Source organism: Apilactobacillus intestinapis (assembly GCF_049166695.1).
In the GTDB taxonomy this organism is placed as follows: Bacteria; Bacillota; Bacilli; order Lactobacillales; family Lactobacillaceae; genus Apilactobacillus; species Apilactobacillus kunkeei_C.
The window spans coordinates 175,854-197,229 of record NZ_JBMHFD010000002.1; the positions used below are offsets into that span (position 1 = coordinate 175,854).

At 36.8% G+C, this 21,376-nt stretch carries 21 protein-coding genes; 14 read left to right on the plus strand and 7 right to left on the minus strand.

Annotated features, from left to right (window positions below; genetic code table 11):
* Positions 1 to 3: 3 nt before the first annotated feature.
* From ACOMA7_RS02710 to ACOMA7_RS02750, 9 genes are all read left to right on the plus strand, one after another.
* Complete coding sequence (locus ACOMA7_RS02710) at positions 4 to 192, plus strand: DUF951 domain-containing protein (RefSeq protein WP_034532678.1); 189 nt, start codon at positions 4 to 6, stop codon at positions 190 to 192.
* A 27-nt stretch (positions 193 to 219) separates the two neighbouring features.
* Complete coding sequence (gene ychF, locus ACOMA7_RS02715) at positions 220 to 1,320, plus strand: redox-regulated ATPase YchF (protein WP_034535011.1); 1,101 nt, start codon at positions 220 to 222, stop codon at positions 1,318 to 1,320.
* 18 nt (positions 1,321 to 1,338) lie between these two features.
* The gene (locus ACOMA7_RS02720; protein ID WP_054607893.1) at positions 1,339 to 2,067 is read left to right on the plus strand and encodes a DUF1129 family protein; all 729 of its coding nucleotides are present in this window, start codon (positions 1,339 to 1,341) and stop codon (positions 2,065 to 2,067) included.
* Between the two features lie 91 nt (positions 2,068 to 2,158).
* Positions 2,159 to 3,295, plus strand: a complete 1,137-nt coding sequence (gene guaB, locus ACOMA7_RS02725; RefSeq protein ID WP_301945866.1) for an IMP dehydrogenase — start codon at positions 2,159 to 2,161, stop codon at positions 3,293 to 3,295.
* A gap of 119 nt (positions 3,296 to 3,414) precedes the next feature.
* Complete coding sequence (locus ACOMA7_RS02730) at positions 3,415 to 4,104, plus strand: response regulator transcription factor (RefSeq protein WP_034532684.1); 690 nt, start codon at positions 3,415 to 3,417, stop codon at positions 4,102 to 4,104.
* Positions 4,094 to 5,302 carry a sensor histidine kinase gene (locus tag ACOMA7_RS02735; RefSeq protein ID WP_301945865.1) on the plus strand — a complete coding sequence of 403 codons (1,209 nt, stop codon included), beginning with the start codon at positions 4,094 to 4,096 and terminating at the stop codon, positions 5,300 to 5,302. Before ACOMA7_RS02730 ends, ACOMA7_RS02735 begins: the two co-directional genes overlap by 11 nt.
* On the plus strand, positions 5,292 to 6,683 hold the full coding sequence (locus tag ACOMA7_RS02740) for a serine hydrolase (protein ID WP_421391795.1): 1,392 nt from the start codon (positions 5,292 to 5,294) through the stop codon (positions 6,681 to 6,683). Before ACOMA7_RS02735 ends, ACOMA7_RS02740 begins: the two co-directional genes overlap by 11 nt.
* A 288-nt stretch (positions 6,684 to 6,971) precedes the next feature.
* Positions 6,972 to 7,715 carry an AzlC family ABC transporter permease gene (locus ACOMA7_RS02745; protein WP_421391813.1) on the plus strand — a complete coding sequence of 248 codons (744 nt, stop codon included), beginning with the start codon at positions 6,972 to 6,974 and terminating at the stop codon, positions 7,713 to 7,715.
* A gap of 27 nt (positions 7,716 to 7,742) precedes the next feature.
* On the plus strand, positions 7,743 to 8,075 hold the full coding sequence (locus ACOMA7_RS02750; protein WP_034532687.1) for an AzlD domain-containing protein: 333 nt from the start codon (positions 7,743 to 7,745) through the stop codon (positions 8,073 to 8,075).
* 55 nt (positions 8,076 to 8,130) lie between these two features.
* Here the strand turns inward: ACOMA7_RS02750 and ACOMA7_RS02755 are convergent, their stop codons facing one another.
* From ACOMA7_RS02755 to ACOMA7_RS02765, 3 genes are all read right to left on the minus strand, one after another.
* Positions 8,131 to 9,240, minus strand: coding sequence for a PTS sugar transporter subunit IIC (locus tag ACOMA7_RS02755; protein ID WP_414827331.1), 1,110 nt, complete (start codon positions 9,238 to 9,240; stop codon positions 8,131 to 8,133).
* 93 nt (positions 9,241 to 9,333) lie between these two features.
* Positions 9,334 to 10,425: a PTS sugar transporter subunit IIC gene (locus ACOMA7_RS02760; protein ID WP_421391816.1), complete on the minus strand. Its 1,092-nt coding sequence runs from the start codon at positions 10,423 to 10,425 to the stop codon at positions 9,334 to 9,336.
* A 207-nt stretch (positions 10,426 to 10,632) separates the two neighbouring features.
* A complete protein-coding gene (locus ACOMA7_RS02765; RefSeq protein ID WP_301945863.1) occupies positions 10,633 to 11,811 on the minus strand; it encodes an SAM-dependent methyltransferase in 1,179 nt (392 codons plus the stop codon).
* Between the two features lie 148 nt (positions 11,812 to 11,959).
* On the opposite strand from ACOMA7_RS02765, the gene ACOMA7_RS02770 reads away from it, so the two are divergent.
* Entirely contained in the window at positions 11,960 to 13,006 is a 1,047-nt protein-coding gene (locus tag ACOMA7_RS02770) for an AI-2E family transporter (RefSeq protein ID WP_081034481.1), read from the plus strand.
* Between the two features lie 70 nt (positions 13,007 to 13,076).
* The gene (locus ACOMA7_RS02775) at positions 13,077 to 13,769 is read left to right on the plus strand and encodes a 2,3-diphosphoglycerate-dependent phosphoglycerate mutase (protein WP_034532690.1); all 693 of its coding nucleotides are present in this window, start codon (positions 13,077 to 13,079) and stop codon (positions 13,767 to 13,769) included.
* A 97-nt stretch (positions 13,770 to 13,866) separates the two neighbouring features.
* On the opposite strand, the gene ACOMA7_RS02780 is transcribed toward ACOMA7_RS02775, so the two are convergent.
* The 4 genes from ACOMA7_RS02780 to ACOMA7_RS02795 form a co-directional block, all read right to left on the minus strand.
* The gene (locus tag ACOMA7_RS02780; protein WP_301945862.1) at positions 13,867 to 14,799 is read right to left on the minus strand and encodes a polysaccharide deacetylase family protein; all 933 of its coding nucleotides are present in this window, start codon (positions 14,797 to 14,799) and stop codon (positions 13,867 to 13,869) included.
* Complete coding sequence (locus tag ACOMA7_RS02785) at positions 14,789 to 15,100, minus strand: hypothetical protein (RefSeq protein WP_034532692.1); 312 nt, start codon at positions 15,098 to 15,100, stop codon at positions 14,789 to 14,791. Before ACOMA7_RS02785 ends, ACOMA7_RS02780 begins: the two co-directional genes overlap by 11 nt.
* 2 nt (positions 15,101 to 15,102) lie before the next feature.
* Positions 15,103 to 16,320: a glycosyltransferase gene (locus ACOMA7_RS02790; protein ID WP_301945861.1), complete on the minus strand. Its 1,218-nt coding sequence runs from the start codon at positions 16,318 to 16,320 to the stop codon at positions 15,103 to 15,105.
* Positions 16,321 to 16,530: 210 nt separating this feature from the next.
* Positions 16,531 to 16,995 (minus strand): MerR family transcriptional regulator, encoded by a 465-nt coding sequence (locus ACOMA7_RS02795; RefSeq protein WP_414827332.1) that lies wholly within the window; start codon positions 16,993 to 16,995, stop codon positions 16,531 to 16,533.
* Positions 16,996 to 17,169: 174 nt separating this feature from the next.
* Between ACOMA7_RS02795 and ACOMA7_RS02800 the strand changes: the two genes are divergently transcribed.
* The 3 genes from ACOMA7_RS02800 (at position 17,170) to tyrS (ending at position 20,941) form a co-directional block, all read left to right on the plus strand.
* Complete coding sequence (locus ACOMA7_RS02800; protein WP_414827333.1) at positions 17,170 to 18,612, plus strand: MDR family MFS transporter; 1,443 nt, start codon at positions 17,170 to 17,172, stop codon at positions 18,610 to 18,612.
* A gap of 3 nt (positions 18,613 to 18,615) precedes the next feature.
* Entirely contained in the window at positions 18,616 to 19,380 is a 765-nt protein-coding gene (locus ACOMA7_RS02805; RefSeq protein ID WP_301945858.1) for a DUF4811 domain-containing protein, read from the plus strand.
* Between the two features lie 304 nt (positions 19,381 to 19,684).
* The gene (gene tyrS, locus ACOMA7_RS02810; protein WP_301945857.1) at positions 19,685 to 20,941 is read left to right on the plus strand and encodes a tyrosine--tRNA ligase; all 1,257 of its coding nucleotides are present in this window, start codon (positions 19,685 to 19,687) and stop codon (positions 20,939 to 20,941) included.
* Positions 20,942 to 21,376: the final 435 nt, after the last annotated feature.

Below are 21,376 nucleotides of genomic sequence, written 5' to 3' on the forward strand. Positions count from 1 at the left end.
AATATGTATTCATTAAATGATGTTGTCATGATGAAGAAAGCCCACCCATGTGGAGAGAATAGTTGGAAGATTATTCGAATGGGTGCAGACATTAAGATTGAATGTCAAAAGTGCGGCCATGTGGTTATGCTTCCACGTCGCGAATTCGAAAAGAAAATGAAAAAAGTAATTCAAAGTACACAAGAAGATTAAATCTAAAGAAAAGAGTGAATTATTAATATGTCATTAACAGCAGGAATTGTTGGTTTACCAAACGTTGGTAAATCTACATTATTTAATGCGATTACTAAAGCTGGTGCGGAAATGGCTAACTACCCATTTGCCACAATCGACCCAAACGTAGGGATGGTGGAAGTACCAGATGACAGACTTGATCGAATTCAAGAACTAATTCCAGCTAAGAAGATTGTACCTACTACCTTCGAATTTACCGATATTGCCGGTATCGTTAAGGGTGCAAGTAAGGGTGAAGGTCTTGGTAACAAGTTCCTAGAAAACATCAGACAAGTGGACGCTATCGTTCACGTTGTTCGTTCTTTTGACGATGACAACATTACCCACGTTACTGGTAAAGTTGATCCAATCGCTGATATCGAAACAATCAACTTGGAACTAGGTATCTCTGATTTAGATGCAGTTACTAAGCGTTTAGGTCGTGTTCAAAAGGCTGCTAAGGGTAAGGATGAAGATGCCCTTGCTGAATTAGCTGTCCTAGAAAAGATTAAGCCAGTCCTAGAAGCTGGTAAACCAGTGCGTTCAATCGACTTTGATGAAGATGAACAAAAGATTGTTAAGGGATTATTCCTATTAACTTCAAAACCAGTGCTATACGTTGCTAACATCTCAGAAGATGACATGGCTGATCCAGAAGGCTCAAAGTACTTCCAACTAGTTAAGGAATATGCTGCTAAGGAAAATGCTCAAGCAATCGGTATTGCTGCGGAAACTGAAGAAGAAATTGCTGAATTAGATGACGAAGACAAGGCGACTTTCTTAGAAGCCGAAGGTGTTACTGAACCAGGTCTAAACAAGCTAATTCGTGCTTCATACAACCTATTAGGTTTAGAAACATTCTTCACTGCTGGTGGTAAGGAAACTAAGGCTTGGACTTACCTAAAGGGTACCAAGGCTCCTCAAGCTGCCGGAATTATTCACTCAGACTTCGAACGTGGTTTCATCAGAGCTGAAGTTATGGCCTTTGACGACCTAGACAAACTAGGTAGCGAACAAGCCGTTAAGGAAGCTGGTAAGCTACGTGTTGAAGGTAAAGATTATGTTATGCAAGACGGTGACATTGTAAACTTCAGATTCAACGTTTAATCGGAAAGGACGACATCAATGACTGAAAAGAGAAATGCTCATGTACAACAAAACAGACATGAAGCAGAACAAAAGACTCGTCAACAATTTGATGGGATTGGTTTGACTAAACGTAATTCAGATTACATGTTTAGATTTAACAAAGAGTTAAAGAAGACCAAGTTATCAGACGAACGTAAGGTCGAAATTGTTAACCAAATGAAGGATGAATTGCTAGTTGAACAAAAACACGGTGCAACTGCGCGTAATTTATACGGTACTGTTGAAGAACGTATCAACTTCATTATGAACCCACCAAAGAAAAAGATTTCAATGATGGATAACTTTGCGCCTAATGCAATCTTTAATGCATTGTTCTTCTTCGTTATCTTTAACTTGCTATACGGAATCACTTTGATGATTCAAACTAACGCTAAGGACAAACAATCAGTCGGAATCTTATCACTTGTATTGATTTCTCTAGTATTTGGTATCTTTATGCCAATTATGACTAGATTATTGGACGGAAACGTTAAGCACAAATACAGTGGACTAGTGCGCTTTGGTTTACTAATCCTATCAGTAATTGTGTGGATTGGTGCGTTCATGGTAATTGTTTCAATTCCACAAGCAGGAATTAACATTGCCGTATCACCAATTGTTAACTTTATTTTAGCTGCAATCTCAGCATTCGCAGCGTTCTGGATTCACAAAAACTACGAAATTACAGTTAATGTGATGACACCTAGAACACCAAATCGAAGATAAAAATAAATGTCAGTGAAAATTAAATTTGATTTTCTCTGGCATTTTTTGTATATTAGACATTAAAAAATAAATAGATAGGGGTTTTATGATTATGGATAATTGGAACACAAAGTTTGCCAAAAAGGGATTAACATTTGATGACGTATTGCTTATTCCAGCAGAAAGTCACGTTTTACCTAATGATGTGGATACTTCAGTTCGTTTATCAGATGATGTTAAGCTCAACGTACCATTTTTAAGTGCAAGTATGGATACTGTTACAACCTCAGATATGGCGATTGCCATGGCTGAAGTTGGTGGATTAGGTGTAATTCACAAGAACATGATTATCGATGATCAAGCCGCAGAAGTTAAGAAGGTCAAAGCAGTAGAAAAGACCGACAAAACCCCTAACGCAGCAGTTGATGCTAATAACCATTTATTATGTGCCGCCGCTGTTGGTGTTACATCAGATACATTCAAGCGTGTGGAAGCTTTGTTTGCCGCTGGTGCTGACGCTATTATTATTGATACAGCTCATGGTCACTCTGCAGGAGTTATCAGAAAAGTAAAAGAAATCAAAGCCAAGTATGCTGAAAAGACTATCATCGCTGGTAACGTTGCTACAGGACAAGCAACTAACGATTTATTCGAAGCCGGTGTTGACGTAGTTAAAGTTGGTATTGGCCCTGGTTCAATTTGTACCACTAGAATTATCGCCGGTGTTGGTGTTCCTCAACTAACTGCTGTATACGATGCAGCTGAAGTTGCTAGAAAATGGGGCAAGCCAATCATCGCCGATGGTGGTATCAAGTACTCTGGTGATGCTGCTAAAGCAATCGCTGCCGGTGGTAACGCTGTAATGCTTGGAAGTATGTTATCAGGAACTGACGAAGCTCCTGGTGAAATCTTCGAAGAAAATGGAATTAAGTATAAAGCATACCGTGGAATGGGAAGTGTTGGAGCCATGCAACATGGTTCAGCTGACCGTTACTTCCAAGGTGAAGTAAACGAAGCAAACAAGCTAGTTCCAGAAGGTATCGAAGCTCGTGTTGAATACAAGGGTTCAGCTAAAGACGTTGTATTCCAAATGGTTGGTGGTCTAAGAGCAGCCATGGGATACACTGGATCAAAGGATATTCAAGCAATGAACGATGACGCTCAATTCGTCCAAATCACTAGTGCAGGGCTAATTGAATCACATCCTCATGATGTCCAAATTACAAAGGATGCACCAAATTATAAATAAAATGTTAAAAATATTAAAAGATGCTAATTTTTAGCGTCTTTTTTATTTACATTTATATAACAAATCTTTATATTGTGTTAATATTAGACTATATAAACGAAAAGAAAGAAGGCGTCTCAATGAAAGTTCTAGTAGTAGACGATGATCAAGAAATTGCTGAATTATTAAAGATTTACATACGAAACGAAGGATACGAAACAGTCATTGTAAATGACGGGGAAGCCGCCCTAACTGAATTAAGAAAAAATAGTGATATTGGACTTATGATTCTAGACATTATGATGCCAAAAATGTCTGGTTTTGAAGTATTAAAACGAGTAAGAAGAGAAATTAGTTTACCAATCATGATTCTATCTGCCAAGACAGAAGACATCGATAAGATTGAGGGACTTGTTGGTGGTGCTGATGACTACATAACAAAACCATTTAATCCACTTGAAGTAATGGCTCGAATGCACTCAATTTTAAGAAGATACACTGACAAGGTTGTCGTCGGGGAACCTGAAGTACTAAACGTCGCTACTTTGACTATTAACCGTGAATCACACGAAGTTAAGACTAGTGATGGCAAGTCCATTCAATTAACTGCAATTGAATTTGGTATTTTATACTTATTAGCAAGTCATCCTGGTCGTGTATACTCTGCCAATGAAATCTTTGAACGAGTATGGCGTCAAGAAAGTATTATTTCTGCTAAGACCGTTATGGTTCACGTAAGTCACTTGCGCGATAAGTTAGAGGAAGCTACAGATGGTAAGAAGATTATCGAAACTGTCTGGGGAGTAGGATACAGAATCAATGAAGAATAATAGTAAATCAATTAAGTTAACACATAAGGAACGAATTGGATTAGTTACTGATGCTATTCTAACTAGTTTGTTTATATTGTTAGTTAATTTCTTGGTTTTCTTTGCAACAGAGGTGTATTACACAACCCATCCGGATTGGCGTAACCAGTTAATCCGCTTTGGTAACTCTTTAATTGCAGGAAATCATATCCAACTATGGAGTTGGAGCAATGGATTTGTAGTTATGATTGCCGCATTGGATATGTTTGTGTTGTATATTCGTTTGTTCATGCATTATAAACGTATTCAAGAGCAACATATTATTAACGATTTGCACTATATTGCGGATGGTAATTTCGATTACACAATCCCATATAAGCTAATCGGTGATGATCAACGAATCGTTGAAAGTATTAATGTATTAGTTAATAACGTTATTCACTCAATGTCTGAAGAACTAAAGACTGAAAGATCAAAGGATGAGTTAATCTCAAACGTTTCTCATGATATCAGAACACCTTTGACTTCCATCATTGGTTACTTAGGTTTGATTGAAAACAAACAATACACAAGTGAAGAAGATTTGGCTAAGTATGTTCATATTGCCTATTCAAAGGCAAGACAAATGAAGACTTTAGCTGATGATTTATTTGAATACACAAAAATTACTGATAAAGATTACAGTAAGCTAAACACTAGAAAGATTGAAATGAAGGCAATGATTGATCAAATCGCTGCTGGATTTGATTTAGAAATGGCCGAAAAGGATATGCAAATGCATAGTAAGACCAACTTCGATAAGTTAGTGATCGATGGTAGCCCAACCGACTTGGCTCGAGCTATTAATAATCTAATCAATAACGCATTGAAGTACGGTCATGACGGTCACAACATTTATGTTGAAGGTTTCCGTGTCAATGAAAAGGAATTAGAAATCAAGGTTTCTAACGATGGTGAAAAGATTCCTGAAGAATCAATTAAACACGTTTTTGATCGTTTTTATCGTGTCGAAAACTCACGTAACAAGTCAACTGGAGGAACCGGTCTTGGATTAGCAATCGTATACGAAGTGGTGAATATCCATGGTGGTTACTGTTCAGTGGCATCTAATGATGAATTAACAACGTTTACTCTCCATCTACCAATCAAACATGGTGATAAGTTAACACCTAATAAACATGAGGAAGGGCAACAGGAGGTTATCGATAATGCAAAGTAAGCTTGTTCCCAAGCTTAGTATTGCTTTAATTGCATTAGTTATATTCATTACAATGCCTTTAACAGCAAGTGCTCAAACAACTAAGGCTACCAAGGCCACTACTACAACTACTGCTGATTCCAACACCTCAAAGGCTGTTGCGATTGAACGCAGTAAGGAATTAGGCCAACAGGTCGATAAATTATTAAGTAATAATCAACCACTAACACTGACTGCTAAGTCTGCAATTGCGATTGATTACCAAACTGGCCAAGTGTTGTATGCTAAAAATATTAATGAATCACTACCAACAGCTTCAATGAGTAAGCTGCTAACTTTATATGTTACTTTGAAGTACATTAAAGAAGGTAAGATTCATTGGGATGACAAAGTAAAGATTAATAAGGCACTCCATAATTTAAGTGTTAATCGTAACTACGCCAACGTAAAACTACGTTTGGGTCATTCATACACAATCAGACAACTTTACCAAACCGCCATCTATTCAGAAAATGCCGCAACCATGGCATTGGGATACGGTGTCGCGGGTAGTACACAAAAGTTTGCCTTACTAATGCGTAAGGAAGCTAAGAAGATTGGGATTACCGATGCCAAGATTTATACTGCCTGTGGTTTAACCAACGGTGAAGTTGGCTCGCTTGGTTTTAAAGGTGTCTCAGCTGATGCAGAAAACAAACTATCAGCTCGTGATATGGCGCTATTAGCAATGAAGATTTTGAAATACTACCCAGATATTTTAAAGACAACTTCAGCTAATACCACCAAGTTTGACGGACAAACGATGCTAAATTGGAACTGGATGATTAAGGAGAGAAGCCAAGAGCTACCTGACATCAAGGTTGATGGTCTAAAGACTGGAACATCTGATACCGCTAAGGCCTGCTTTACAGGTACTGCGGTTAAGAACGGTCATCGTATCATCACCGTTGTGATGGGAGTTCCTAACGCTGGACAATACGATCCAGCTCGTTTCATTCAGACCAGAAAGCTTATGAAGTACGTCTATGCTAAGTATCACTACGTTAAGCTATCTCATGGTCAAACCGTTAAGGACGCCACTAACGGTAGAAGTACCGGTAAGATTAATGTTGAAAACGGTAAGGACGACTCAGTTGATTTAGCCGTTTCAACTACGCAAGGTGTTTGGTTAACTAAGAAACAAAAATTAAATATTAAAGATATTAAGTCAACTGGTAAATATGCTGATGGATCAAGCGTTGATGCCGGATTCGATAAGGGCGATAAAATTGCCACTGCAAAAGTTTCTAATGTGAAATATATGAAGGGTGTATCCAACCGCATTGATTTAATTGCTAATCATGATGGAGATAAACCTAACATTTTCGGGAGAGCATGGAGATGGATTGCCAGTTTATTCTAAAAAAGAGTTATCAAAATGATAACTCTTTTTTTATTGCGAAAATTGAACAAACAGTATATTCACTGTGTTTATAGTAATAAAATGATGATGTTTTATTAAAATTATGTAAATAAGTTAGATAAAATAAACTATTTTGCGTTATAATAATAGGTAAAGTTTGATTTTTATCTGACTGTTTATAAATCGTTGAAAATTAAGACCTATTGTTTTTAAACGGGGGAATATTATTTGACAAAGCAAGTACCAAATCCAAATGAACCGCGTTGGCTAACCAACTTGAAGACGGCAATGCCTTTGAATATTAGCTACGTTCCCATTGGAATTGCATGTGGTATTTTACTTCATGCAGCTGGATTTAATACTTTATTAACAGCTTTAGTATCATTGATGGTTTTCTCTGGTGGTGCGCAATTCTTGATTGCTTCCATGTTAACCATTAACTCACCATTATTATCAATTGTAATTATGATGTTTTTCCTAGAGTTGAGATATGCATTATTAGGATCCAGTATTTCTAAATATTTACAAGGTAAGTCATTTTGGTTTACTGTGTTATTTGCAGTTTCATTAAATGATGAAACATACGCTGTAAATTATTTGAAATTATCAACTGATAAGAAGTTTACTGCTAAAGATGCATTGCAAATTGAACACTATGCTCTGGTTGTGTGGACAATTAGTACCATTATTGGTAGTTTAGTTGGCTCGTCACTTTCAATTAACCTAACAGTTGTTCATTTTGCGCTAACTGCATTATTTATTTATATGATCGTTATGCAAATGAAGTCATTACTAAAATTGTTAATTATTCTATTAACAATTGTATTGGCAATTGCATTCATGTTATTGATGAAATCCACTTTAGGATTAGTCGTTTCAACTCTGTTAGCTTCATTCATTGGATTCTTCGTTGAATCATGGATTAGAAGCCATTACGAAAAGTACAAGAAGAATCGCTTGCTTCGCTTATTTAAGAACCCAGCGGGAACCCCTGAAGATAAGTTTGATGAAGAAGAAGAAGAGACTGAATAACTTTAAAAACGGATTAGGAGATATTCTATGGAATGGAATTCAACTCAACATTTTTGGTTGATTATATTATGTTTTGTGGTTGCTTTTATCCCTAGATTCGTCCCACTAGCTTTCTTTAGAACAAGAAAGATTCCTAAGTGGTTTAACGAATGGATGGGTTACATACCTATTGCCTTATTTACCTCGTTGGTTGTTAAGGACTTATGTATCACATCATCATATACCTTATCGGTATCAGGAAAAGCACCCGAACTAGTAGCTGCCTTAATCGTGTTTATTATTGCTTATTGGACAAGATCAATGGCGCTATCAGTTATTTTGGGATTAGCTGCTGTGTTAGTATTAGCAGTATTTATTTAAATTAAGAATAAAATAAAAGCACTGGTCGATTGACCAGTGCTTTTTTAGTTTTGTTTTATACGATATGCATCTTCATATCATCGTCTTTTACCTTATGACACGCCTTTAATATCTTTAGTATGGTTATTGAGATAATAGAAGGCATCACAATGCCTAATACAACATAGATTGCTAGTTTAGATAGACTTTGACTAGCGAAGGTTAGGGGAACGATTAATGAATTGGTCCCCAGACCGGCTAATTTGTATGTTGTGGAAAAATGGAATAATAACGTGCCAATTGGGGCGACAATCGCCGATGACACCATTCCAGGAATCAGAATATACGGATTCTTGGTGATGTTTCCGAATTGCACCTTGGGGGTAATTAAACCTTGGGCAATGTTTGCACCAGGACGGTTTACTCTAAATGACATTACCGTGTATGAAACGTATTGGGCGGTAGTCCCGAGTAGTGCCGATCCAGAAGATAGCGGATCTAACATGACCGCAATCGCTAATGCCGCTGACGATGCTGGCGTCATTAAGAAGACTGACCAGACTAAAGCGACGGTAATTGAACCGACGATTGGATTTACAATCATGCTTTTGGCAATTACTTGTGATACCCATACTAAAGCAGGGGTTGTGATTGCTGCTAATCCTAACGCAATTATTGATCCCAGCATTGTTGCAGAAAAGGGTACTAAGAACATATCCAATGGTGTTTTCCCTGATAGGTGCTTACCGATAAGTGTAGCGATAATAGCACCACCTAAAGCACTAATTGGTTGTCCAATCATAAATACTGATGACCCGGTAGGCTGAGATAGCAAATGACCTGTCGCTGTGACGGCGTTGATTGTTTTTTCAGTGAAGAAAACGTTGTTGGCACCAACCGTTGCGGCAATCATCGAGCTAAACATAACCAATGTGTTGGTCTTTAGCTGATGAGCAACGGCAGCACCGATAGCGGGGGCCATTAGGACCTGGTCAATTACACCAATCTGGTATAGTGCGGACCAGTGTACTAAGTTGGCGATGGCAACTATCAACATTCCGATACCCAGCGTAACAAAAATTGCGTTTGAGACGCCACTTACTACCAAAAAGACATTTTCTTTGACGGAAGACAAAGGCTTTACCATATCAATTTGTGGGGCGTCTTTTTTTGCTACATCAATCATTTGAATCCACTCCCTTATATAGAAAACTAAGTTCTACCGGGCCGCAAATATACTAAAAAGCACTAGCGATAACCGCCAGTACTTTTTTAATGATTAGACAAGATCGATTTTCATGTCGTCATTTTTGATTTTATGAGCAGCCTTTAGAACTTTAACAAGTACCACTGAAATTACAGCTGGTACAACTACACCCAAGACTACGTAGACAGCTAGTTTTGGCATACTTTCAGAAGCAAGGGTAATTGGAGCAATTAGTGAGTTCAAACCTAATCCAGCAATCTTGTATGATACTGAGAAATGAAATACTAATGTTCCAACTGGACCGATAACTGCAGCAGATACGATACCAGGAATTGCGATGTATGGATTTTTGGTAATGTTACCAAATTGAACCTTTGGAGTAATCAAACCTTGGGCAATATTTGCACCTGGCTTGTTTACTCCATATGACATCACTGTGTATGATACGAATTGTGCTGTTGTTCCTAATAATGCAGCGCCTGATGATAATGGATCCAACATAACGGCAATTGCTAATGCAGCTGATGAAGCAGGGGTCATTAGAAACATTGCCCATACGACAGAAATTACTAATCCACCAACGAATGGGTTAATAACCATTGTCTTGGCAATTACTCCTGATAACCATACAAGTGCAGGGGTAGTGACTGTTGCAAAGCCTAAGGCCGCAACACATCCTACAAATGTAGCTGCAAATGGTACTAAGAACATATCCAAAGGTGTTTTTCCGGTTAAGTATTTACCAATAATTGTGGCGACAACTGCGCCACCTAATGCACTAACAGGTTGACCGATCATGAAGACGGCAGAACCTGCTGGTTGAGGTAATACGTGTCCGGTTGCAGTAACTGCATTCGTCACAGCAGAAGTGAAGAATACGTTGTTTGCACCAACCGTAGCGGCAATCATTGAACTAAATAACACCAATGTATTAGTCTTTAATTGTGAGGCAACGGCAGCACCGATGGCGGGGGCCATTAAGTATTGGCAAATTAATCCAATTTCGGCTAAAGCTGTCCAGTGGACAAAGTTGGCAATAGCACCTAATAATAAACCAACACCTAGTGTGACTAAAATCGCGTTAGACACCCCATTGAACACTAAATATACACTATCCTTAAACCCAGATTTTACTTCAACGTGCGCAAGATTCGCGGCGTTCATCTGAGGTGAATCGTCTTTTGTTGCATTTATCATATTGAATCAACTCCCTTACTTAAAAAAGTATTTGTATTTGAAAATTAAAATTAGATTAGAAACTAATTAAAATTTTTATAATTAAACCATAATTCAGGAATAAAAGTCAAGACAATTAAAAGAAAAAACATCGGTGAAATTTTTTCACCGATGTTTTTTAATAGATTTTTTCAATTATTTATACATGTAATCTCTAGTGATTGGTAGTACTTGTCCTGAAGGACCCTTTGAGATTAAGTATTGCATAACATCAATGTTACCGGCCTTGAATGAACCAGCACATGTCTTAAGGTATAAGTCCCACATTCTTAAGAAGCGTTCGTCATCACCCATAACTTCTTTAACTTCATCAATGTGATCGTTAAAGTTCTTGTCCCAGTGTTCCAATGTGTATTGGTAGTGTCTTCTTAATGATTCTAAGTCATAAATTTGAAGACCATTGTTGATGATGTGATCTAGGTTTTCAGTCATACCTGGAACATATCCACCAGGGAAGATGTACTTGTTAATCCAACCATTGTAGGCTCCACCTTGTTGTCTAGTAATTCCGTGAATTAAGGCAACACCATGTTCCTTTAGGTATTTGTTGATGCATGAGAAGTATTCGTTTAAGTTTTCTTTACCAACGTGTTCAAACATACCAACTGAAGTGATGTAATCAAAATGTTCATCACCTAGTTGACGGTAATCTTGTAAGCGAACTTCAGCTTGATCTTGTAAACCAAATTTTTCAATTTGTGCGTTTACGTAATCGCATTGTTCTTGACTTAAAGTAACACCGACTACGTTTAGTCCGTATTCTTTAGCAGCAGTTAGCATTAATGTACCCCAACCACAACCGATGTCTAGTAGGGTACGACCTGGCTTAGGATTTAGTTTCTTGATAATGTGGTGTACTTTTTGCATTTGAGCATCGTACAAGTCATCGTCAGGATTTTCAAAGTAAGCACATGAATAGGTCATTGTCTTATCTAACCAAATCTTGTAGAAGTCATTACCAATATCGTAGTGACTTTGAATGTCCTTCTTACTAGTGGACTCGTTATGATTTTGCTTAGGTAGGAAATTAATGTATTTATGGTCACGAATAAAACTAGTTGATTTTTGGTAAGCAGAAACGATTAAGTCTTCAATACTTCCGTCAACATCGATTTTTCCGTCCATGTAAGCTTCTCCCAATGCGATAGAAGCATTCTTTCTAATATCCTTGATCGGAATTGGTTCTTTCATAGTGATGGTAGCCTTAGGTTCGCCTTCACCATATTTTTCAGATTTGCCGTCCCAATAATTTACTTGGATTGGTTCATTAAATCCGTGTTTAAAAAATGTTTTAAAAAAAGTTTTTTCAAACATGAGAACAGTCCTTTCTTTATTAATAAAACCACGACACCATTATACTCTTATGAGGGTACTTTATGTAAGTAAAGACACCGACTAATTTCATTATTTTTTATAGTGTAAAATGTTATAATTAGAACATAACTAAATAGCGGGGTGAATTATGAAACTGTGGGATAAATTTTTAGCCAACGTTAAATTAAGACGCTGGTGTGTATTGATTTTTATAATCTTTGTTTTATATCTAATGCGCTCAATGATGAGTATGTTACTACTAACCTTTATCTTCTCACTGCTAGTCACCAAGTGGGTTGGCTTCGTTAGAAGATACATCAAGATTCCAGCACCTATCTTAGTCATTTTGACTTATCTACTATTTATTGCTGGGGTAGTAAGTGCGGTTGCAATTTACTCACCGGTAATTTACGACCAAGCTGTTACAGCATCAAAACACATTATTGATTTCTATGAAGATCCAAATAACCTTCATGGTACTACCCAGATTAAAGACATGATTGTTCAGTTCATCCACCGTTCTAACTTCTTAAGTGAAGTGAAGGGGAGCTTCTCAATTATTCTTCAATATGTATCTAGCGTAGGCCAAATGGGGGTAACATTCTTCTTATCTCTAATCTTGAGTTTCTTCTTTACATTAGAAGAAAAATCAATGGGTGAGTTTAGTAAGCGCTTCTTGGATGCAGAATTTTCATGGTTCTTTCAAGACGTCTACTACTTTGCTAAGACATTTACCAAGACATTTGGGGTAGTGTTAGAAGCACAATTCTTGATTGCGCTATTTAACACCATCTTTACCACCTTAATTATGGCATTCATGGGAATTCCACAATTGGTTATTCTATCAATTATGATCTTCTTCCTAAGTTTAGTGCCAGTTGCTGGTGTAATCATTTCATTGGTACCTTTATCAATTGTGGGATATTCTGTGGGTGGATTGAAGTACATCATTTACCTAATTATTATGATTGCTGTAGTTCACTTCCTAGAAGCATACATTTTGAATCCAAAGTTAATGTCTTCTAGAACAGAGTTGCCAATTTTCTATACATTTTGTGCCTTACTAATTGGTGAAGAAATCTTCGGAACATGGGGACTAATTGTCTCGGTACCAATCTTAGCCTTCTTCCTAGAAATTTTAGGAGTGAAGGGTGAAAACAAAAAGACAATAAATATAAAGAGAATTGTCAAATAGGATGTAAATTTTCTACTTTTGATGTAAAATAGTATTGTTGATTTAAGAAATAGAAAGGGGTTTTCGACCTATGTCAAAACTTGTATTAATCCGTCACGGACAAAGTCAATGGAACCTTTCAAACCAATTCACTGGTTGGGAAGACGTTGATTTAAGCGATAAGGGTGTAGAAGAAGCTAAAGAAGCTGGTAAATTAGTTAAGAAGGCAGGACTAGAATTTGATTACGCATACACTTCAGTTCTAACTCGTGCTATCAAGACTTTACACTACGCCTTAGAAGAATCAGACCAACTATGGGTACCTGAAACTAAGACTTGGAGACTAAACGAACGTCATTACGGTCGTCTACAAGGTCTAAACAAGAAAGAAACTGCTGAAAAGTACGGAGACGAACAAGTTCACATTTGGCGTCGTTCATACGACACACTACCTCCACTATTGAGTGCAGATGACGAAGGTTCAGCTGTAAACGACCGTCGTTACAAGGACTTAGATCCTAACTTAATCCCTGGTGGTGAAAACCTAAAGGTTACTCTAGAACGTGTTATGCCTCTATGGGCTGACGAAATTGCTCCTAAGCTATTAGACGGCAAGAACGTTATCATCGCTGCACACGGTAACTCACTACGTGCATTAAGCAAGTACATTGAAAGAATCTCTGATGACGACATCATGGATCTTGAAATGAAGACTGGTGAACCTGTAGTTTACGAATTCAACGATAAACTAGAAGTTCAAAACAAGACTAAATTAGACAAGTAATAATTAAAAAAGAAGTCCTCTCTTGAGGGCTTTTTTATTTTCTTAAAAAGAGTGCTAAAAAAACCATACGATTAATTCGTATGGCTTTTTGTTTTAGTTAGCTTTTCTTTAAGAACCATTCTCTAATACTTGGCCAACTGTTTGTATTAATAATCATTCTTGGTGTGTAGATTGGATCAGTGTGATCTCCGTTACCGTGGTTGTAAACAGTACCGGAATCTAGTGTACCAACCCATCCTAGGTGAGGTTGTCTTGCCAAGAATTGTGAAATTCTAGGAGTACCACCACCGTAAGGGTAGGCGAATGAATCGGCATAAATACCAGTGTGTGCTTTTAGCACTTCTCTAGATTTAACGAAGTCTTTTGTAAATCGATCGTAGTTCTTAGGTAGGTTAAACACCGGAATTAGGTTTGAAGTAAGGTAATGCATGTTGTTAGTGTGAACACCAATTGTCATTAGGTTACCAGCTTCTCTTCTAGCGTAGTGGATTTGTGACCATGTTGCTAGTTGAGTACCTTCACGATATCTACCGGTGTTACCAGTGATAATGAAGGTTGTGAATGGGTAGTTGTACTTCTTCATGATTGGAATCGCGTTATCAATAGTGGTTCTATCGATATCATCAAATGTTAGTACAGCGTACTTACCTTTGATAGGCTTCTTTGAATTGGTCATCTTAACCATTTCATCACCTGAGATAACCTTGATATTGTGCTTATGTAGGAATTCCATTTGTTCTTTGAATTCATTAGCAGGAACATCAAAGTCATGAAGTTGTGAGTTTGTTGATAGGGTTCTTGAAACGTTAACCCCTAGGTTGTTCTTTAGGATACGATGGTAACAAAATACCAAGATACCGTTTTTAGCTTTTTCTTCTTGCTTAGTTAATCCGTAGTATTCACTACTACCTTTATCGTATTCAACAGATCTGTGAATAGTAAATGACATAATGACGAACAAAATGATTGCTAGAATAATAACAATAATCTTACGTTGTTTTCTTGTCATTTTTTTATTCTTATTTGACATCTTTGTTTAACCTCCGTAAGTAAACTAATCTAAACGTTGAGTATATTGCAGTGATAATGATTAATCCAGCAATTGCAATTAATAGTTTGATGTATAAATCGTAGTTTAGGTTTAATAATAGGTAGAAACTAACGAAATCATCACTGTAAAAACCAAATAGAAACGCGAAGTTTACGACTAAAACAAAGGCAACATAAATCCATAAAGCAGTGAATAGAATAAAGTGAACTAAACGTCTTAATGGACTAATGCGCTTTCTAATTACGAATGTTTCGTAATCTTTTCTCAAATCTTTCTTCATAATTATTTTACCCCCCGGTCTGGACTACTCCAGGTACCTACATTTTCAGGATCTAGGAAGAATGAAACTAAAGCCAAGATACATGAAATTAAGTTAACCATCCAGTAGTAAACAATGTAAGCAGGAATCAATAGTAAATCGACGAAGCTTAGTAGGGCGGTTTCGTGTGAACCGTAGAAACCGATGAAGAATTGTAAGATACTGACGATGATAAGTACTAATAAGACGTCACCATCTAATTGAACTTCATGGATTAATAATAGGTTGAAGAAATAAGAGATAGTACTTAATGCGGTTAAAACAGCCCAAGTACTACTAATAATTGTTTCATACATTAAAGCTTTTTGAGTAATTGAACCGTGTAGTAGAAGATCCTTGTTCTTAGCGATAACTTCCATACCACCACGAGCCCAACGACGACGTTGTTTGATTAAGTTTCTAGTGTTTTCTGGAACTAGAATCCAACAAATTGCAGAAGGTTGGTAGCTAACGCTCCAGCCCTTACGGTACATTCTCCAGGTAATATCAATATCTTCGGTAATAACATCAGTGTGCCATCCACCTACGTCTTCTAGTGCTTCGCGTCTGAAACCAACGATAACACCAGAAACAGTATTGATACGTCCATATAGGTATGATTGAGCTTTCTTGATAATATCGATAACACCGATGTATTCAAGAAGTTGTAAACGACCTAAAACAGTAGTTCTATTTCTAACAACTGGCTTACCAGCAACGGCACCAAGTTTTGGATTAGTCTTAAGTGTTTTAACTAGTTCAGTTACTGAGTTTCTTGCTAGTAGGGAGTCTGAATCAATACCAACAATGTATTTTCCTTCCGCAACCTTAAAACCTTCGTTCATTGCGTTAGCCTTACCTTGGTTGACGGCAATTGGAACGACTTTGATTTTGAATTGATTAGCGTATTGCTTTTGTAACTTGTACATAATATCTAATGTATCGTCGTCACTTTTGTCATCAATTAACACGACTTCGAAGTTCTTGTAGTCAATGTTTGAAATTGCTGAAATCGCTTCGTTTAACGTATCACTTTCGTTATGAGCGGGAACTAGAATTGAAACTAGTTCAGATCCATCCACTTTAGCGAATTTTTCAGAGCGGTGGTAGATGTTACAATATAGCGCCCCGACAATCCAAATTGCTGACACAACAATTGGATACCCGATAATGAAATCGTTAATAATATCTAAAAACCACATTATAAATGAATTCCTCCTTTAAGGACCACTAAATAAGATATTAGAATACAATAAGATATTTTAGCGTTTGTTCATATGTATGACTGTAAAAACCATATATTTATCATACCTTAATTATAAATTAAAATTCCTAATATATCAAAGCTATGAGCCTCAATTGTTTCAATATTATTACAAATAAAAAATGAATTCCATACTTGGAATTCATTTTTAGTTTTTCTTAATAATTTGGGCTTCTAAATCACCGTCATAGTCGACAAAGTAGATGTGTTTTTCTGGGTCATCTTTTAGTGGTCCCATGTCGATTGCGGGACGCTCATCAATCATGTCAATGCAGTTAAAACGCTGTTTTGCGATTCTGTGTAATAGACTTCCTGTTCTATCAAAAACTTCAGCTTTCTCTGCTGCCTTAGCAAGGGTATATCCTGAGTTCAAAAATGATTTAATTAGCTCTACCTTAATAATTGATGAATAAGGGTAACGATGACTCTTGTTTTTATCACATTTTTGACAGTGAATGTATCCTTTTTGTTCCCAATATCTAATCTTGCTTTGTGGCACATTGCAGGTTCTAGACAATCCACCAATGCCGATTGACAAGTCAAGATCTTGCATTAACTTATGAATACGACTGGAGTAGTCTTCAATGTCTTCCTTAGTATATTTTTCTTCCACTGTGTCACATCCTTTTCTTCTTAAATTTTCTTAAGTGATGTTACATAATCAATAATTATTATATATTTTTTAATATCTTTGTCAAATTTGTTGACAAAGAAAAATGCCAGATGTATATTAGTTATTGTCGAAATTTATAGAGAAAACAAAATATTAATGAAAAGGGGTTAGATTATGAATGTAGATGCAAACGGTAAATCATACAACAAGATCATGCTTGTTGTGATTTTATTGGTTGGTACTTTCTGTACTATTTTAAATCAAACAATTTTAGCAACTGCGTTTCCTACATTAATGAAGGACTTTGACATTAACACTTCAACTGTTCAATGGTTAACTTCCGGATTTATGTTAGTAAACGGGATTGCAATCCCAGTTAGTGCATGGTTATCAAACCGTGTTAATACTAAATGGTTATACCTAGGAGCAATGTCAATTTTTGAAGCAGGTACTGTTATTGCTTTCTTTGCTCCTAACTTTGGTACTTTGTTAGCAGCTCGTTTAATTCAAGCTCTTGGTGTTGGTGTTACAATGCCATTGCTACAAACTATCATGCTTAGAATCTTCCCACCTGAAAAACGTGGTGCTGCCATGGGACTATCCGGTGTTGTTATCGGATTAGCTCCTGCGATTGGACCTACATTATCAGGTTGGATTTTAATTAACTACTCATGGCGTGATTTATTTGGAATCATTATTCCAATCGTCGCTATTGTGATTCTATTAGGTCTATACTACATGCGTCCAATTCTACCTACTAATAAGGAAAAGATTGATGTATTGTCATTAATTCTTTCAACTATTGGTTTTGGTAGTGCACTATACGGTTTCTCAGAAGTTGGTACTGATGGATGGGGTAGCACAACTGTTATCTCTACATTAATTATCGGTGCAATCTTCATCGTATTATTTGTATGGCGTCAATTAGTAATGGAAAAACCATTCCTAGACGTTAAGGTATTCAAGTCAGCTAAGTTCTCAATTGCAACTATCCTATCATCAATTACTATGATGGCTTTAGTTGGTTTTGAAATGGTTCTACCTTTATACCTACAAATTGTTCGTGGTATGAACGCTTTCCATTCAGGACTAAGTCTATTACTTGGTGCTTTAATGATGGGGGTTGTTTCTCCATTCGCCGGTGCTATCTTTGATAAGCACGGAGCTAAGAAGCTAATTACCACTGGTCTAATTCTATTGTTCTTCGGTACATTGCCATTCGCATACATTACTGAAAACACTGGGATTGCCTACATTATTATTTTATATGCAGTTAGAACATTCGGTATGGCTCTTGTAATGATGCCTTCAACTACTTACGGTATGAACGCATTGCCTGATGACAAGATCAACCACGGTACTGCTGTTAACAATACTGTAAGACAAGTTGGGGCTGCCATTGCCACAGCCGTATTGGTTTCAATTTTATCAAACGTAACTACAAGCAACATGCCTGCTAAGTCACTATTAAAACTAGATCCATTGGCTTACAAGGATTCAGCAATTAACGCTACTTTAAGTGGTTACCACGCTGCATTCTGGGTAGCTGCATTCTTCATCGTAGTTGGATTCATCGCTAGCTTCTGGCTACATGACAACAAAAAAGGGGGTAAATAAATAATGATTTTATTTGTACTATGCATTTCTGCATTCCTATTCTTTATTTGTTTTAACCTATTAACTAGCAACAAGGTATTGCACGCAATTACTTCTATTGTATTTGCTGTTCTATTTATCCTTTCAACTTTCTTCATTACTATTAACTTCCATGATCACTATGGGATGCATAAAGTTAGCCACGAAACTTCAACTAAGTTAGTTTCAAGTTCTGACAAGGGCATGAACATGTTACTTTACCAACCAATCGGTACTTCAGGTAAAGACAAAGTCGTTATTTACCGTACTGATGAAAAGGCAACTAAGCCATCACACACTGGTACTGATAAGGTAGAAAACAAGATTATTACTATTAATAGTGATAAGGCTAAGTTAGTAACTAAGACTGTTAAATATGAATACAACTCAAGTGCTAATCGCCTATGGTTTGGTTTGGCACAAAAGCCAACTAGAGTAAAAACAATCAATTACTTCTATGTTCCAAAGAGCTGGATGACTTTAACAGTTAACCAAGCAAAACAATTGCCAACAATTATCAAAGAAATTAGTGGATCAAACACTGCTGCTCAAGCCCAAATGAAGATGGCGGCTGAACAATACGTTCAAGCTCAAGTGAAGGCAGCAATGATGAAGAACCCTAAGATGACAGGTGCACAACAAAAAGCACTAGTTAAGAAAGCAACTGCTGAATTCACTAAGAAAGCACAAGCTGAAGCACTTCAAAAGATGATGCCTGAAATCAAGCAAAAGCTAAGCCAAGTTAAATAGTGTTGACTTTTATTTCTTTGCTGATTATTATGATAGTATCTATTAAATATAAAGCTAAGAAGTAGTTACCAGTATTTAATGCGATTTGTGTATTCAGAAACCTAGTGGGAATGCGAACTAGGCAAACGCGTTGAAGAATTACACCTACGGAGCTTTCCATTATTGGACGAGTCATTTCGTTATAAATGATTGAAAGAGATCGTACATTAGTACGATAACTTGGGTGGTAACGCGGATTAACAAAAAAAACATTTCGTCCCTGACAATTTATTTGTCAGGGACTTTTTTATTAGGAGGAAGAAACATGGACATTATCGATGATTTACAATGGCGTGGCGCCATTAATCAACAAACTGATGCTGAAGGCCTAAAGAAAGAAGTAAACGAAAAGAAGATTGGTCTATACGCAGGAATTGACCCAACTGGTGACAGTATGCACGTTGGACACTTAATTCCATTCATGATTTTGAAGAGATTCCAACTAGCTGGATACAAGCCAGTTATTCTAATTGGTGGAGCTACTGGTTCAATCGGTGACCCATCAGGTAAGAAGGCTGAAAGAAAGCTACAAAGTATGGAACAAGTTAAGCACAATGAAGAATGCCTAACTAATCAAATGAAGAGTTTGTTTGGTGAAGATGGTAAGTTCCAAATTGTTAACAACTACGACTGGACTTCAAAACTATCACTATTAGACTTCCTTCGTATTTACGGTAAACGTTTCAACGTTAACACTATGTTAAACAAGGAAATCGTTTCAAGCCGTCTAGAAACTGGTATCTCATACACTGAATTTACTTACCAAATTCTACAAGCAATGGACTTCGAACACCTATACAAAAACAATGGTGTTGAACTACAAATCGGTGGTGCTGATCAATGGGGTAACATCACTGGTGGTATCGAACTAATCCATAAGACCCAAGGTGCAGATGCTAAGGCCTTTGGTTTAACTATTCCATTAATGCTTAAGGCAGATGGTACCAAGTTTGGTAAGACTGAAGGTGGAGCTGTATGGTTAGATCCAGAAAAGACTACACCTTACGAATTCTACCAATTCTGGATTAACACAGATGATAGGGATGTAATCAAATACTTGAAGTACTTCACTTTCCTAAATAAGGAAGAAATCGAAGAACTAGAAGAACAAGTGAAGAACGAACCATGGAAGAGAGTTGCTCAACGTCGTTTAGCTGAAGAAGTAACTGAATTCGTTCATGGTAAGGATGCTGTGGTAGAAGCACAAAACATTACTGAAGCATTATTCTCAGGAAACGTTCAAGACCTAACTACTGATGAAGTAGAAACCGGATTCAAGAACATGCCTTCTGTTGAAGTTAGTTCAGACAAGAAGAACATTGTTGAATGGTTAGCAGACGATACTTCAATCGAACCATCAAGAAGACAAGCTAGAGAAGATGTAAGCAACGGAGCTATCCGTATCAATGGAGAAAAGGTTGACGATGTTGATTTTGAAATCGACCCAAGTACTTCATTTGACGGTAAGTTCGTCGTTGTTAGAAGAGGTAAGAAGAAGTACTTCTTAGCTAGAATTAAATAGTAATATGATCGTTTAAAAGTAGATTGATTAATTCAATCTACTTTTTTTAATTTATTTGCTGAGAAGTGTTGACTTTATAAGGTTTACCTGGCATAATATTATTTGTTGTTGAGAGAGGTAATCAAAAATGATTACAAATCAACAACGATTAATTTTTCAAAACATGTTGACACGATGTCGTTAATTTGATATTATAAATGAGTTGCGTTATTGATATGACGCAAACGTCATTAAAAAAAGTTGTTGACACGGCTTTGGTAAGATGATATGATTAATAAGTTGTCAATTGAGACAGCAAGCTAATAAAAGGTAGATCTTTGAAAACTGAACAAGATTGATAATCGATGATGTGTAAGGAACTTACAACTTGGTTGTAAGAATTAAACATTGCGAAGTCAATTCGCTTATAAAATAACAATTTATTCAGAAGAGCTA

Excerpts from the sequence above, each read along its gene's own strand:
- ACOMA7_RS02710 (WP_034532678.1), top strand. The coding sequence starts at position 4 with ATGTATTCATTAAATGATGTTGTCATGATGAAGAAAGCCCACCCATGT.
- ychF (WP_034535011.1), top strand. The coding sequence starts at position 220 with ATGTCATTAACAGCAGGAATTGTTGGTTTACCAAACGTTGGTAAATCT.
- ACOMA7_RS02720 (WP_054607893.1), top strand. The coding sequence starts at position 1,339 with ATGACTGAAAAGAGAAATGCTCATGTACAACAAAACAGACATGAAGCA.
- guaB (WP_301945866.1), top strand. The coding sequence starts at position 2,159 with ATGGATAATTGGAACACAAAGTTTGCCAAAAAGGGATTAACATTTGAT.
- ACOMA7_RS02730 (WP_034532684.1), top strand. The coding sequence starts at position 3,415 with ATGAAAGTTCTAGTAGTAGACGATGATCAAGAAATTGCTGAATTATTA.
- ACOMA7_RS02735 (WP_301945865.1), top strand. The coding sequence starts at position 4,094 with ATGAAGAATAATAGTAAATCAATTAAGTTAACACATAAGGAACGAATT.
- ACOMA7_RS02740 (WP_421391795.1), top strand. The coding sequence starts at position 5,292 with ATGCAAAGTAAGCTTGTTCCCAAGCTTAGTATTGCTTTAATTGCATTA.
- ACOMA7_RS02745 (WP_421391813.1), top strand. The coding sequence starts at position 6,972 with ATGCCTTTGAATATTAGCTACGTTCCCATTGGAATTGCATGTGGTATT.
- ACOMA7_RS02750 (WP_034532687.1), top strand. The coding sequence starts at position 7,743 with ATGGAATGGAATTCAACTCAACATTTTTGGTTGATTATATTATGTTTT.
- ACOMA7_RS02755 (WP_414827331.1), bottom strand. The coding sequence starts at position 9,240 with ATGATTGATGTAGCAAAAAAAGACGCCCCACAAATTGATATGGTAAAG.
- ACOMA7_RS02760 (WP_421391816.1), bottom strand. The coding sequence starts at position 10,425 with ATGAACGCCGCGAATCTTGCGCACGTTGAAGTAAAATCTGGGTTTAAG.
- ACOMA7_RS02765 (WP_301945863.1), bottom strand. The coding sequence starts at position 11,811 with ATGTTTGAAAAAACTTTTTTTAAAACATTTTTTAAACACGGATTTAAT.
- ACOMA7_RS02770 (WP_081034481.1), top strand. The coding sequence starts at position 11,960 with ATGAAACTGTGGGATAAATTTTTAGCCAACGTTAAATTAAGACGCTGG.
- ACOMA7_RS02775 (WP_034532690.1), top strand. The coding sequence starts at position 13,077 with ATGTCAAAACTTGTATTAATCCGTCACGGACAAAGTCAATGGAACCTT.
- ACOMA7_RS02780 (WP_301945862.1), bottom strand. The coding sequence starts at position 14,799 with ATGTCAAATAAGAATAAAAAAATGACAAGAAAACAACGTAAGATTATT.
- ACOMA7_RS02785 (WP_034532692.1), bottom strand. The coding sequence starts at position 15,100 with ATGAAGAAAGATTTGAGAAAAGATTACGAAACATTCGTAATTAGAAAG.
- ACOMA7_RS02790 (WP_301945861.1), bottom strand. The coding sequence starts at position 16,320 with ATGTGGTTTTTAGATATTATTAACGATTTCATTATCGGGTATCCAATT.
- ACOMA7_RS02800 (WP_414827333.1), top strand. The coding sequence starts at position 17,170 with ATGAATGTAGATGCAAACGGTAAATCATACAACAAGATCATGCTTGTT.
- ACOMA7_RS02805 (WP_301945858.1), top strand. The coding sequence starts at position 18,616 with ATGATTTTATTTGTACTATGCATTTCTGCATTCCTATTCTTTATTTGT.
- tyrS (WP_301945857.1), top strand. The coding sequence starts at position 19,685 with ATGGACATTATCGATGATTTACAATGGCGTGGCGCCATTAATCAACAA.